Origin of the sequence: Microbacterium martis (assembly GCF_047246685.1) — a bacterium.
Taxonomy (GTDB): domain Bacteria; phylum Actinomycetota; class Actinomycetes; order Actinomycetales; family Microbacteriaceae; genus Microbacterium.
On record NZ_JBFOKT010000002.1, the window covers coordinates 711,998 to 725,466 of the forward strand.

14 protein-coding genes are annotated in these 13,469 nt (G+C 69.2%); 13 read left to right on the plus strand and 1 reads right to left on the minus strand.

Features of this window, described 5'->3' with window-relative positions:
- The first annotated feature begins 62 nt into the window (after positions 1–62).
- From AB3M90_RS11335 to AB3M90_RS11360, 6 genes are all read left to right on the plus strand, one after another.
- Complete coding sequence (locus AB3M90_RS11335; RefSeq protein ID WP_412952046.1) at positions 63–1,121, plus strand: ABC transporter permease; 1,059 nt, start codon at positions 63–65, stop codon at positions 1,119–1,121.
- On the plus strand, positions 1,118–1,927 hold the full coding sequence (locus tag AB3M90_RS11340) for an ATP-binding cassette domain-containing protein (protein ID WP_412952047.1): 810 nt from the start codon (positions 1,118–1,120) through the stop codon (positions 1,925–1,927). Before AB3M90_RS11335 ends, AB3M90_RS11340 begins: the two co-directional genes overlap by 4 nt.
- A gap of 40 nt (positions 1,928–1,967) precedes the next feature.
- Complete coding sequence (locus tag AB3M90_RS11345; RefSeq protein ID WP_412952048.1) at positions 1,968–2,933, plus strand: sugar ABC transporter substrate-binding protein; 966 nt, start codon at positions 1,968–1,970, stop codon at positions 2,931–2,933.
- Between the two features lie 73 nt (positions 2,934–3,006).
- A complete protein-coding gene (locus AB3M90_RS11350; protein ID WP_412952049.1) occupies positions 3,007–3,444 on the plus strand; it encodes a hypothetical protein in 438 nt (145 codons plus the stop codon).
- Positions 3,441–4,169, plus strand: coding sequence for an SDR family NAD(P)-dependent oxidoreductase (locus tag AB3M90_RS11355; protein WP_412952050.1), 729 nt, complete (start codon positions 3,441–3,443; stop codon positions 4,167–4,169). Before AB3M90_RS11350 ends, AB3M90_RS11355 begins: the two co-directional genes overlap by 4 nt.
- A gap of 11 nt (positions 4,170–4,180) precedes the next feature.
- Positions 4,181–4,975 (plus strand): SDR family oxidoreductase, encoded by a 795-nt coding sequence (locus AB3M90_RS11360; protein ID WP_412952051.1) that lies wholly within the window; start codon positions 4,181–4,183, stop codon positions 4,973–4,975.
- A 27-nt stretch (positions 4,976–5,002) separates the two neighbouring features.
- Here AB3M90_RS11360 and AB3M90_RS11365 read toward each other — a convergent pair whose 3' ends face one another.
- The gene (locus AB3M90_RS11365) at positions 5,003–5,884 is read right to left on the minus strand and encodes an SMP-30/gluconolactonase/LRE family protein (RefSeq protein ID WP_412952052.1); all 882 of its coding nucleotides are present in this window, start codon (positions 5,882–5,884) and stop codon (positions 5,003–5,005) included.
- 52 nt (positions 5,885–5,936) lie between these two features.
- Here AB3M90_RS11365 and AB3M90_RS11370 point away from each other — a divergent pair, with 52 nt between their 5' ends.
- From AB3M90_RS11370 to AB3M90_RS11400, 7 genes are all read left to right on the plus strand, one after another.
- Positions 5,937–6,716, plus strand: coding sequence for an SDR family NAD(P)-dependent oxidoreductase (locus tag AB3M90_RS11370; protein WP_412952053.1), 780 nt, complete (start codon positions 5,937–5,939; stop codon positions 6,714–6,716).
- A gap of 75 nt (positions 6,717–6,791) precedes the next feature.
- Positions 6,792–7,823, plus strand: a complete 1,032-nt coding sequence (locus AB3M90_RS11375) for a phosphoglycerate dehydrogenase (RefSeq protein WP_412952054.1) — start codon at positions 6,792–6,794, stop codon at positions 7,821–7,823.
- Positions 7,816–8,550: an HpcH/HpaI aldolase family protein gene (locus tag AB3M90_RS11380; RefSeq protein ID WP_412952055.1), complete on the plus strand. Its 735-nt coding sequence runs from the start codon at positions 7,816–7,818 to the stop codon at positions 8,548–8,550. The genes AB3M90_RS11375 and AB3M90_RS11380 overlap by 8 nt, the downstream gene beginning before the upstream one ends.
- Complete coding sequence (gene iolD, locus AB3M90_RS11385; RefSeq protein WP_412952056.1) at positions 8,547–10,421, plus strand: 3D-(3,5/4)-trihydroxycyclohexane-1,2-dione acylhydrolase (decyclizing); 1,875 nt, start codon at positions 8,547–8,549, stop codon at positions 10,419–10,421. Before AB3M90_RS11380 ends, iolD begins: the two co-directional genes overlap by 4 nt.
- Positions 10,421–11,302, plus strand: a complete 882-nt coding sequence (locus AB3M90_RS11390; protein WP_412952057.1) for a TIM barrel protein — start codon at positions 10,421–10,423, stop codon at positions 11,300–11,302. The genes iolD and AB3M90_RS11390 overlap by 1 nt, the downstream gene beginning before the upstream one ends.
- Positions 11,303–11,358: 56 nt before the next feature.
- Positions 11,359–12,684 (plus strand): histidinol dehydrogenase, encoded by a 1,326-nt coding sequence (gene hisD / locus AB3M90_RS11395; RefSeq protein WP_412952058.1) that lies wholly within the window; start codon positions 11,359–11,361, stop codon positions 12,682–12,684.
- A complete protein-coding gene (locus tag AB3M90_RS11400; RefSeq protein ID WP_412952059.1) occupies positions 12,681–13,469 on the plus strand; it encodes an SDR family NAD(P)-dependent oxidoreductase in 789 nt (262 codons plus the stop codon). The genes hisD and AB3M90_RS11400 overlap by 4 nt, the downstream gene beginning before the upstream one ends.

The window sequence follows — 13,469 nt, forward strand, 5'->3', positions numbered from 1 at the left end:
GGGGCTGCGGGCGACACAAATGACCCTTGCGTCCAGTGACTAAGTGATTATATCTTTGGCATGTGACGAATTCGACGACGAAGTCCGATGGTGGGCACGCATCCACGGAGACCAACACCATCCCCCTCCAGCAGCCCCGGGGAGCGGCGCGTCTGGGATTGAGCATCCTCGGACTCGGTCCTGTGCTGATCCTGCTGCTGCTCGCCATCGCCATGTCGATCGCGACACCGCTCTTCTTCACCGAGCGCAACATCCAGAACGTTCTGCTGCAATCGTCGGTGATCGCGCTGCTCGGGGTCGGTCAGCTCCTGGTCATCCTCACCCGCGGCATCGACCTCTCGGTCGGCTCCATCATCGGACTCTCCAGCGTCATGGGGGGCATGACGGCGACCTGGTCGTTCGCGAACGGGCTCAGTGTGGTCCTCGCGATCATCGTCACCGGTGTCGTCGTCGGATTCCTGAACGGCTTCCTGTTCGTGAAGGGTCGCATTCCGCACCCGTTCATCGTCACCCTCGCCATGCTGTCGATCGTGCGCGGCGTCGCGCTGACGCTTTCCGGCGGCTCGCTCTACACCGACATGCCGCCGGTCGTGCTGTGGGCCGGTCAGGGCTACCTCGGGCCCGTTCCGGTGCCGGCTCTGATCGTGGCCGTCGTGGCCGGCATCATGTGGTTCCTCACCACACGCACCCAATGGGGGCGATGGATCTATCTGGTCGGAGGCAACCCGGAGGGTGCCCGCCAGGTCGGCGTCCCCGTGAACAAGGTGCTCATCAGCGTCTACGTGGTCTCGGGACTGTGCGCCGCGCTCGCCGCGATCGTCTCCTCCGGCCGAACGGGAACCGGCGACCCGAACGCGGGCACCGGGCTCGAGCTCGACGCCATCGCCGCAGTGATCATCGGCGGGGCATCGTTCTTCGGCGGTCGCGGATCCGTGGGCAACGTCATCGTCGGAGCGCTCACGATCGGTGTGATCCGCAACGGGCTCGACCTGATCGGCGTGAACTCCTTCCTGCAGCTGATCATCATCGGCGTCGTCCTGCTCCTCGCCGTCCTTCTGGATGTCTTCCGCACTCGCCTCGAAGGCAAGCTGCGCCTCGCCCGATCGGAGAAGCTCGCATGACCAGCCCCGTCGAATCCGCCCAGGGCCGCACCTTCAGCGGCATCCCCGCCCTCCAGGTGACCGACCTCACCAAGAGGTTCGGCGGCGTCGCCGCTCTCGGCGGGGTCTCGCTCACCGTCCACTCGGGCGAGGTCGTGGCCGTTCTCGGCGACAACGGCGCCGGCAAGTCCACGTTGATCAAGTGCATCAGCGGCGTGCACCGCCCCGATGGGGGCACGGTCGCGATCGACGGGGAGATCGTCGACATCAGGGACCCGCAGTCGGCGCGCGGCCACGGCATCGAGACCGTTTTCCAGGACCTGGCGCTGTTCGACAACCTGCGCCCGTCGGCCAACTTCTATGCCGGCCGCGAGATGACCTCGCCGCGCTGGCTGGGTCCGCTCGGCATCATGCGGTCGCGGTCGATGAACGACGAGACGCTCAAGGTCATCGAGCGGCTGCAGGTCTCGCGCATCGACCCGACCGCGATGATCGGGCTGATGTCGGGCGGGCAGCGGCAGGCGGTCGCTTGCGCACGTGCCTTCGCCTTCGCCAGCCGCGTCGTCATCCTCGACGAGCCGACCGCCGCCCTCGGATTGCGGGAGACGGCCAACGTGCTGCGCCTCGTCAAGCGGCTGGCCGACGAGAACGTCGCGGTGATCCTGATCTCCCACAACCTCGACCAGGTCTCGGAGGTCGCCGACCGTGCCGTCGTGATGCGTCGCGGACGCATCGTGGGCGAGGTCAGCCCGACGCCGGCGAACCACCCGCAGATCGTCTCCCTCATCGTCGGAAGCCTCGACCAGACCGGCACCGCCGCCTACTGAACCACCCGTCACCACTGCACTACATCAAAGGAGATACACAGTGAAACTCACCCGCAAAGCCGCGGCACTCACCGCCGCGCTCGTCGCTGTCAGTGCTCTCAGCCTGTCGGCCTGCTCGAGCGACGGAGGCTCGGGCGCGGCTCCCTCCAGCGAGGAGAAGCCGAACATCGCCGTGATCTGGAAGGACGGCTCGTCGCCCTTCTGGCTGGCCGCGAAGCAGGGCTCCGAAGACGGCAAGGCCGCCCTCGGCGACAAGGCCACCGTCACGATCAGCGCCGGCAACAGCGAGACCGACGTGGCCAGCCAGATCGCCAAGGTCGAGAACGCGATCACCGCCGGCGCCGGGGCCATCGTCATCGCGCCCTCGGCCCCCGACCAGCTGAAGCCCGTCCTCACCAAGGCGATGGAGCAGGGCATCGAGGTGCTCCTCGTCGACACGCCCATCGAGGGCTTCGACGCCACTTTCATCGGCACCGACAACAAGGCCGGCGGTGCTGAGGCCTTCGCGTCGATGGCCGAGGCCCTTCCCGACGGCGGCAAGATCGGCCTGATCGGCGGAGCTCCGGGAGTGACGTCGACCGACAACCGACTCGCCGGCTTCCAGGAGGCGGCCGAGGGCTCGAACTTCACTCTGCTCGAGCCCCTGGCCACGCAGTCGTGCGACCAGGCGTCGGGCGTGAAGAACGCCGAGAACCTCATCACGGCGAACCCCGATCTCGCGGGCATCTTCATCGCCTGCGGCCAGCCGGCCCTCGGAGCCATCCAGGCCATCAAGTCGGCGAACCTCAGCGGCGAGATCACGGTGGTCGGCTTCGACTTCGACAAGGGGGCGGATGCTGCCCTCGATGACGGATCGGCCTACGCGTTCATCTCGCAGTTCCCAGACAAGATGGGCTCGATGGGCGTGGAATCGGCGTACACGGTGCTGACCGGAGGATCGATCGAGAAGAGCATCGACACCGGCGTCGCAGTCATCACGAAGGACAACGTCGACGAGTACCGCTGATCGAAACGGCGGCTGCGGTTCGGGAGACCGAGCCGCAGCCGCCGCTCCGATCCCAAGAGAAGGAAACCGGTCCATGAGCCCATCGCCCGACGGGACGCACGTCTCGATCGATCACCTCGACCGAATCGCCGTGCTCTCGATACACCCCGATCGCCATCCCGATCGTCAGCCCGGGGCCGGAGCGACGTTCGACGCGCTGGTGAGCGAACCGATCGTCGAGACCATTGAGGCGCTACGCCAGGAGAGGATGCAGAGCGGGGCCGGCAGGGTCTGCCTGCTCCATCTCGACGACGGATCGGTGCCGCCTCCTTTCGCCGAAGCCCTCTACGAGTCGCTACGCGGAGTGTGCGGATCGCTGACCCTCGAATCGGTCGGAACCGATGCCCGGATCACCCTGATTCGGGCGGCATCCCGTGCCGACGCCGACACCACCATCGCGTTCCTCGCCGGCGACCCGGCAGCGTTCGTGGCCGGCGCGACGATCGACCTCGTTGCCGGAGGAGCGCGATGACCGCTCTGGTGACCGGCGCGGCCGGTGCGATCGGTGCCGCGATCGTCGAGCAGCTGGTGGCCGCGGGCCATCGGGTGGTGGCGCAGGATGTGTCTGCGGAGCGCCTCGAACGCCTCAGCGGCGAGTCCGTCGTCGTCGTCCCCGGCGATCTGCGCGATGAGGCACTACTGGCCCAACTGGCGCGGATGCCGGAACTGGCGGATCTCGACCGCGTGATCGCCGCCCACGGCATCGAAGGTTCGGGCGATCTCGCATCGACGACCCCCGACCGGGTGGCGCGCATCATGTCGATCAATGCGGCCGCCGTGGTCGACCTGCTCGGCGCCGTCGAGGATCGTCTCGCCGCGAACGCCGGGTCGTTCGTGGCGGTGTGCTCGCAGGCGGGACTCATCGCCGAGAAGGACAACATCGCCTACTGCGCCAGCAAGTTCGCGCTCGTCGGCTGGGCACGCGCGGAGGCCCCGCGATTGGCCGGCATCGGGCTGAAGCTGCGCCTTCTCTGCCCTGGCTGCACCGAGACGCCGATCCTTTTCGACGCGCTGGCGAACATGGCCGCGATCGAGGGCGTCCCCTACGACGACGTCGTCGCGCGGCGTCTTCACTCGATCCCGACGCGGACGTTCGCGTCTCCCGCGCAGACGGCGGCTTCCGCCTGCTACCTCGCCGACCCGCTCCAGCCGCGGCCGGCGATCTTCGCCGCCACCGGTGGGGAAGTGCTCTGGTGAAAGGACACCCCATGCACACTTCGGTCACTCCGCTCCTCGCCGGATGCCGTGTGTTCGTCAGCGGCGGCACCGCGGGTGTCGGCGCCGCCATCGCCCGGGCGGCCGCGCGGGCGGGTGCGAGCGCCGTCACCGTCAGCGGCCGCGGCGCGGAGGTCGGTGAGGCGATCGCCGCGGAGCTCTCGAGTCTCGGTGCCGACGGACGCTACATGCGGACCGACCTGGCCGATCTGGCGACGACGCGGACGACGTTCGAAGAAGCGGTCGCACTCATGGGAGGCCTCGACGTGCTTGTGAATGCGGCCGGACTGACCGACCGCGGCTCGATCCTCGACACCTCGGAGGAGCTCTTCGACCGCCATGTCGCCGTCAATCTCAAGGCGCCGTTCTTCCTCATGCAGGCGGCCGTGGAGCCGCTGCGCGATGCGGGCGGGGGAACGATCGTCAACATCATCTCGTCGGCCGAGCTCGCCGGCCCGCCGCACCTCGCGCCGTACGTCGCAGCGAAGGCGGGGCTCGCGGGGCTGACGAAGAACGTCGCGAACGCGCTCGCGCGCGACCGCATCCGTGTGAACGGGGTCGACATCGGCTGGACGGACACCGAGGGAGAGGACCGGACGCAGCGCCGGTTCCACGGCGCAGGCGATGATTGGCGAAACCAGGCGGGCAAGACCCTTCCTCTCGGCAGGCTCGGCGACCCCGACGAGATCGGCGACTTCGTCGTGTTCCTCGCCTCGCCCCGATCGGGCGTCGTGACGGGGTCGATCATCGACTGGGACCAGCTGATTCCCGGCGCCTACAGCTGGTGAGCCGGTGAGCCTGGCCCGCGCCCGGGCTCAGAGCGCGCACTCGTTCGCGGGGAGCCCGCGATGACCGGGCACCGCGAGGGCGAGCAGGGCGCCCGCCGGCTCCCGGCTCAGCTGCTCCTCTGTGAGCTTGATGCGGGCCGACGTGACGAACAGCGTGTCGAGGTCGGGTCCGCCGAAGGCGGGGCACGTCGGATTGGTCACGGGCAGCGCGATGTGATGGGTGAGCTCTCCCGAGGGGGAGTAACGACGAACGGCACCACCGCCGAAGAGCGCGAGCCAGACGCCGCCGTCCGCGTCGACGGTGAGACCGTCGGGCAGCCCGTCGCGCTCGTCGATCACGGCGAACGGACGCCTGTTCGAGATCGAACCGGTGCGGATGTCGTAGTCGAGCACGTCGACGCGATAGGTCGTGCTGTCGACGAAGTAGAGCCGCGTGTCGTCAGGTGACCAGGCGAGGCCGTTGGAGAGAGTCGTCGGGGCGATGGCGACCGACACCTTCCCATCGCCGTCGAGGCGGTACAGCGCCGCCTGATCGGGCGTGCGCAGCCTCGACATGGTCCCGGCCCACAAGCGGCCGGCGGTGTCGCTGCGGCAGTCGTTGAGCCGGTTCGCCTCGGTGTCGAGCTCGACGTCCCACGTGCGCTCGATCTGCCCGTCCCGGTCGTACGCGCGCAGCTGCCCACCGACCGCCGCGATCATGCCGCCCCGGCGACGAGGAACCACCGCGCTCACCTCGCCACCGAGGTCGATCGCGTCTTCGTGGCCTGCCAGCGGATCGAAGAACTTCACGCGCCCCTCGGCGATGTCCACGGTGACGAGCCGCTCGACCGAGCGCCACCATGCGGTCCCCTCACCCAGGGTGCTGGGCGACTGCGGGGTGAGAAGGATGTCCACGGGAACGGCGCTCATAGTGTCCTATAGTGATCTAATCACTGAGGGTAATCAAGATCGGAGTACCACCGTGACCGACACCATCCTGGCCGGCAGCGTCGCCGTCGTCACCGGCGGCAGCCGCGGCATCGGGTTCGCCACCGCCGCCCGGCTCTGCGAGTCCGGAGCATCCGTCGCGTTCTGCGGGCGGGCGGAAGATGTCGGCCGCGATGCCGAGCGCCGCCTGCGTGATCTCGGACATGACGCGGCGTTCTTCCCGTGCGACGTGGCGGACGAGTCCAGTGTCGAGTCTTTCCTCGGGGCGGCGAGGCAGCGTTTCGGCGACGTCGACATCCTCGTCAACAATGCGGGGGTGAACGCCATCTTCGACGCCGCGACGATGACGATCGCGCAATGGGACGAGTTCTTCGCGGTCGACCTCCGCTCGGCGTGGCTCACGGTGAAACACCTCATCGACGGCATGAAGGAGAGGCGGCGCGGTTCGATCATCAACGTCTCCTCCCTCCACGGATTCGCCACCACTCCGAACTTCTTCCCCTACGCGGCGGCCAAGTCGGGACTCGTGGGGCTCACGCGCAGCATGGCCCTGGATTTCGGGGAATGGGACATCCGGGTGAACTGCGTGGCTCCGGGGTTCGTGCGCACTCGGCTGGTGCAGGAGAGCATCGATCGGTTCGACGACCGGGCGGCTGCGGAGCAGGCCATGGTGCGCGGAGTAGCCCTCGGGCGTATCGCGGAGCCGTCTGAGATCGCCGAGGTGATCCACTTCTTCGCTTCTCCGGCCTCGAGCTACGTGACCGGTGCGTCACTTCTCGTCGACGGTGGGCTCACCGCTCGCCGAGCCGGATAAGCCATCCTCTTGATGTCAGGTGACCGAGTGATATAATCTCTACGTGTGGACCTGAACTCAGCGTGGAGCGGCCAGATGACGAAACGACCCCCGGCACCGACGCCGGAATCCCGGCCCGTGGTGCTGATCACCTGGCCGGACTTCGACGTCGCTCTCCCGGGCGGCCGGACGGACCTGGAGCGGGCCGGCCTCGAGGTCCGTTACGCGCCGCGACTGCGTGAGCGCTCTCCCGACGAGCTCACCGACCTCCTGTGGGGAGCCGTGGCCGCGATCGTCTCGACCGATCCCTTCACCGCGGAGGTGCTGGCCGCGAGTCCGCAGCTGCAGGTCATCGCTCGGGTGGGCGTCGGCTTCGACTCCATCGACGTCGACGAGGCGAATCGGGTCGGGGTGATGGTGACGACCACGAGCGGGGCCAACGAGACCACGGTCGCCGATCACACCCTCGCCCTCATGCTGGCCGCGACGCGCCGCATCACCGAGCACGACCGTAACGTCAAGGCCGGCAAGTGGCTGCGTACGGGCGACCAGATGTCCTGGCTCCTCACCGGGGCCACGGTCGGGCTCGTCGGCTACGGGGCGATCGGTCGGCTCGTCGCGCAGCGGCTGCGCGGATTCGACACCCGCATCCTGGTGAGCGATCCCGCGTTCCACGGCGACGGTCACGTCGAGGCGGTGTCGTTGGAGGACCTCCTCGTGCGATCCGACATCGTGTCGCTGCACGCCCCGCTGCTTCCCTCCACGCGCGGACTCATCGGCACGCGGGAGATCGGGCTCATGAAGCGGACGGCGATGATGATCAACACCGGCCGCGGCGGCATCGTGAGCGAGAGCGCGCTGGCGGTCGCTCTGCGTGAGCACCGCATCCGGTACGCCGGCATCGACGTCTTCGACCGGGAGCCGCCCGGATCGTCCGACCTGCTCGCCCTCGACAACGCCGTCCTCACACCGCACGTCGCCGGTGTCAGCGAAGCCTCCGTCGCCGAGATGGTCGAGCGCGCCGCGATGTCGGTGCTCGACACGGTGTCGGGCCGCGTGCCGCGCAACGTCGTCAACCCGCAAGCAGTCCCCGCGTGGGAGAGTCGCAGAAAGACCTCGAATGCCTGATCTGCCCCAGACCCGTATCGGCACCGTCCTGACTCTGCGCGGAGCGGTCTCGGCCGAGCTCTTCGCCGAACCGTTCGATTTCGTGTGGATCGACCTCGAGCACGCCGCACTGAGCAGCGCCGATGCCCAGGACATGATCCTGGGCGCCCAGGCGGCCGGCACCGCAGCCTTGGTGCGGCTGCGCTGCGACGCGTTCTCGTCGATGACGCATGTGCTGGATGCCGGTGCCGACGGCATCGTCCTCGCCGACGTGCCCGACGCCGACACCGTCCGGGAGGTCGTCACCCGGATCACGCATCCGCCCCATGGCGTCCGCGGGTGGGGCCCGCGGCGTTCCGGTCTTCGCGGACGCACACGAGGGCGAGCCCCTGCCACCCCCCTGTTGTGGACGCAGATCGAGAGCCCGGCCGGGGTCGAGGCGGTCGAGCGGATCGCAGCCGTCCCCGGTGTCGACACGGTCGTGGTCGGGACCGCCGACCTCTCGCTCGCGCTCGGCGTACCGCAGCGGTTCGACGCGCCCGAGCTCCTCGCCGCCGTCGACCGCGTCCGAAGCGCGGCCATCGCTCACGGCACGGAGTTCGGCGTGGCCGGGCCGCTGACGACCGCGCCGCACGACCTCGTGCGTGCGGCGTCGATCCTCTGTCACAGCACCGATGCGCGAATGGCGGCCTCCGGTGCGGATTCCGCTGCCGCCACCCTCCGCCAGCACGCAAAGGAGAACTCATGAACCGCAGAGACACGGTCCGTCTCACCACTTCGCAGGCCGTCGTCCGCTGGCTGCAGGCCCAGTACTCCGAGCGCGACGGCGAGACCCGCCGTGCGATCCCCGGCATCTGGGGCATCTTCGGCCACGGGAACGTGCTCGGCATCGATCAGGCGATCCAGCAGGACGGCGGGCAGCTGCCCCTGTTCCAGCCGAAGAACGAGCAGGCGATGGTGCATGCGGCGATGGGCTACGCCAAGGCCAGTCGCCGTCTGGCGACCTACGCGTGCTCGGCATCGATCGGTCCGGGCGCGCTGAACATGATCACCGGGGCCGGCACGGCGACGACGAACCGGCTGCCGGTTCTGCTGCTCCCCTCCGACACGTTCGCGAATCGTAGGCAGGGCAACGTGCTGCAGGAGCTCGAGCATCCGGTGGACGCCGATCTCACGGTCAACGACGCGTTCCGACCGATCAGCCGCTTCTTCGACCGGATCGCCCGCCCCGAACAGCTGCTCACCGCTCTGCCGCGGGCGATGCGCGTGCTGCTGGATCCCGCCGAGACGGGTGCCGTGACGCTCTCGCTTCATCAGGACGTGCAGGGAGAGGCCTACGACTACCCGGTCGAGTTCTTCCGCGACCGCACGTGGCACGTCGCCCGCCCGCCCGCCGAGACGGCGCAGCTGCACCGGGCGGCCGAGCTGCTCCGGCGTGCGGAGCGCCCGCTGATCGTCGCGGGCGGCGGTGTGCGGTACTCCGAGGCGGAGGAGATCCTGCAGCGATTCGCCGGACGGCTCGGGATCCCGGTCGTCGAGACATCGGCAGGCAAGGGCGCTCTCCCGGGAGACTTCGCCTTCGCTGTCGGCGGCATCGGAGTGAACGGTACCCGCGTGGCGGCAGAGCTCGCCCGCGATGCCGACGTGGTGCTCGCGGTCGGCACGCGCCTGACCGACTTCACCACCGGATCACACTCGATCTTCCAGCATCCCGAGGTGCAGTTCATCGGCCTGAACGTCAATGCGGCCGACGCACACAAGGTCGGCGCGACTCCGGTGGTGGCGGATGCTCGCGACGCTCTGACGGCGCTCGACGACCTGGTCGCATCCGTGCGCGGTGCCGCTGCGCCCGAGCCGCTGCGCGAGAGGGTCGACGCCTGGGAGCGAGAGCTCGCGGACCACATCGTGTCCGCCCCGGGCGATCCGGTCACGCAGGGCGAGGTGTGGGCGGAGCTCAACGCGACCGTCGGCGCCGGCGACTGGGTCGTCGCGGCCGCGGGCTGGCAGCCGGGAGACATGCTCAAGCAGTGGAAGACCCCGGCCGGATCGTTCACGCACATCGAGTTCGGGTTCTCGTGCATGGGTCACGAGATCCCGGCCGGTCTCGGCATCCGACTGCACGAGGGGCCTGACGGCGAGGTCATCGTGGTGATCGGCGACGGGACCTATCTGATGAGCCCCACCGAGATCGTCACCGCCGTGCAGGAGCGTCAGAAGCTGACCATCCTCGTCCTCGACAACAGCGGCTACCAGTCGATCTCGCGGCTACAGCTCGGCAACACCGGGTACACCACGGGCAACGAGCGTCGCTACCGCGGGGCGAGCGGTCTGCTTCCCGATGGGGACGTCGTGCCTGTCGATTTCGCCGCGAACGCCGCCTCGATGGGTGCCGTGGGGGTTCGAGCCCACACGCGCGTCGAGCTGGCGGAAGAGCTGGCCCGAGCCCGCGAGCGCGCCGAGACGACCGTAATCGTCGTGCCGGTCGCCGATGACCGTCCCCTTCCCGACAGCGGCGTGTTCTGGGATCTCGGCGTTCCGCTCGAGGCGACGGATGCCGGCACCGCCGACCGGGTCGCCCGGTTCGCCGAGCGCCGCTCCGAGCAGCAGAGGTATTACTGATGCCCGTGCGTCTCGCCTCGGCCCCCACGTCGTGGGGCATCGACTTCGCCGACACGCCGGCCAACCCGCCGTGGCAGCGCGTTCTCGACGAGATCGCCGACTCGGGCGCCGGTGCCCTCGAACTCGGTCCGGTCGGGTACCTCCCGGAAGACGCGGCGACCGTGCGACGCGAGCTCGAGACCCGTGGTCTGCGTGCTGTCGGCTCGTTCGTGTTCGACGATCTCCACACTCCGGCGGAGCGAGCCCGCGTTCTGCAGAAGACCGAGCGCACCTGTCGGATGATCGCGGATGCCGGTGGCTCGGTGCTCGTCATCATCGACCAGCCCGGCGACGAGCGCGCTCCGACCGCGGGCCGTTCAGCCGATGCCGCGCGGCTCGACGCGGACGGCCGCGACCGGCTCGCCGAGACGCTGCGCCAGATGGCGGGGGTGGCCGTGCGCCACGGCCTGCGCCCGGCGGTGCATCCGCACGCGGGTGGTTTCATCGAGTTCGACGACGAGATCGACTGGGTCGTGGAGGCGACCGAGCTCGACCTCTGCCTCGACACCGGGCACCTGTTCTACGCCGGCATCGACCCGGTCGACGCCATCGAGCGGTACCGCGACCGTATCGCCCACATACACCTCAAGGACGTCTCGCTCGACGCCCGCCAGACGGTCGTCGACCGCCGGATGGGCTTCTGGGAGGCCGTCGCGCTGCCGATCTTCTGCCCGATGGGGAAGGGCGGCGTCGACATCGCGGCCGTGCTCGCGGCGCTCGACCGAATCGGCTACGACGGCTACGCCGTGCTCGAACAGGATCGTGTCCCGGGCGTCGGCGATCCGCTCGATGACGTCCGCACCAGCCTGGCCACCGTCCGCGCCGCGGGCACCACGTTCTGAGCACCCCCCGAGCACCCCACGCAACCACTCACCGCACGCAACGAAAGAGAGCCCCGATGGTCCCGCACCGCCACCTCAAAGAGGCATCCAGCACCGTCGATGCCGCCGCGACGGCCGCGAACGTGAGCGATGTCGTCGCCGGCGTCATCGCCGACATCCGCGAACGCGGCGACGACGCCGTCCGCGAGTACTCGGCGCGGTTCGACAACTGGAGCCCACCGCATTTCCGTCTGTCCGCTGAGGAGATCGACCGCATCATCCGCGACGTCCCCGGCACCGTCATCGACGACATCAAGACCGTGCAATCGAACGTGCGCGACTTCGCGCAGAAGCAGCGCGACTCGGTCGCCGACTTCGAGACCGAGACCCTTCCGGGTGTGTTCCTCGGTCAGCGCACGGTGCCGGTGCGTGCGGTGGGGGCCTACGTGCCCGGTGGTCGCTATCCGCTGGTCGCATCCGCGCACATGACGGTGGTCACCGCGAAGGTCGCGGGGGTCGAGCACGTCACCGCCTGCACACCGCCCATCCGTGGTGAGATCCCCGCAGCCACGGTGGCGGCGATGCATCTCGCCGGCGCCGACGAGATCTTCCTTCTCGGCGGCGTGCAGGCTGTCGCGGCCATGGCCCTCGGAACCGAGAGCATCACTGCCGTCGATGTGCTGGCCGGTCCCGGGAACGCGTATGTCGCCGAAGCGAAGCGCCAGCTCTTCGGCCGCGTCGGGATCGACCTGTTCGCCGGTCCCACCGAGATCCTCGTCGTGGCCGATGAGAAGGCCGATCCTTTCATCGTGGCGGTCGATCTGCTGTCGCAGGCGGAGCACGGTCCGGATTCCCCCGCCATTCTCATCACCACCTCCGCGGAGGTGGCGGAGAAGACCGTGCGACACATCGAGGAGCTGCTCCCCGGCATGCCGACGAAGGACTTCGCCGAACCGGCGTGGCGTAACCACGGTCAGATCATCGTGGTCGACGGCTCCATCGACGACGCGTACCGGCTGGCGGACACGTTCGCCGCCGAGCATGTCGAGATCCTCACCGACGCCCCGCGCCGAGCCCTCGAGGTCATGCGCGATTACGGTGCGCTCTTCCTCGGCGAGGGCACCACGGTCTCCTACGGCGACAAGGTCATCGGCACGAACCACACGCTCCCGACGCGCGGCGCGGCGCGGTACACGGGCGGCCTCTGGGTCGGCAAGTATCTCAAGACCGTGACCTACCAGGAGGTGACCGACAGGGCGTCGAGCGCCCTGCTCGGCGAGCTCTGCGGTCGGGCCAGCCGGGTCGAGAAGTTCGAGGGCCACGCCCGCGCGGGCGACGTGCGGGCGGCGAAGTACAACGGCACGCCGCTGTCGTGGGCGCCAAACGCGGAGTTCGTGGGATGACGGCACCCCAGCAGCCGGCCATCGGCGACCTCCGCGGACGCACTGCCCTCGTCACCGGGGGCGGCAGCGGCCTCGGGCGCGCCATCGCGTGGGCGCTGTCGGACGCTGGCGCCCACGTGATCGCGGTCGGGCGGGACGAGTCGCGTCTCGACGCGGTCGTGCGAGAGCTGCATGACGCGGGCGGGTCGGTCCGCGCGGTGGCCTGCGACATCTCCCTACCGCGGGAGGTCGACGTGCTCGCCCGTGCACTCCCGGACGACGTCTCGATCCTCGTCAACAACGCGGGGGTGGGAGGACCCGTGGCCGACCTCGTCGACATCGACCCTGCGACGTGGGACGAGGTCTTCGCCGTCAACGTCCGCGGCACGTACCTGATGTGCCGCGCGCTGCTCCCGCGTATGGTCCGGGCGGGGCGCGGCGACATCGTCAACATCGCCTCCGTCACCGGCAAGCGACCACTGCGGAGCCGCACGCCGTACGCGGCATCCAAAATGGCCGTCATCGGTCTCACGTCGACCCTCGCATGGGAGGTCGGACCCCTCGGCATCTCTGTGAACGCGCTCTCCCCGGGACCGGTCGTCAGCGATCGGATGCGAAGGAACTTCGCCCTCGAGGCGGAGCGCAGCGGGCGCAGCTACGACGACGCCGAACGGGAGTTCGTCTCGCGCAGCGCGCTGCAGCGCATGATCACGGAGTCGGAAGTCGGGCGCGCCGTCGTGGCCGTCCTCGGGATGCCGGGCCTCACCGGGTCCGACATCGATCTCTCAGCAGGAATGGTGGCATGA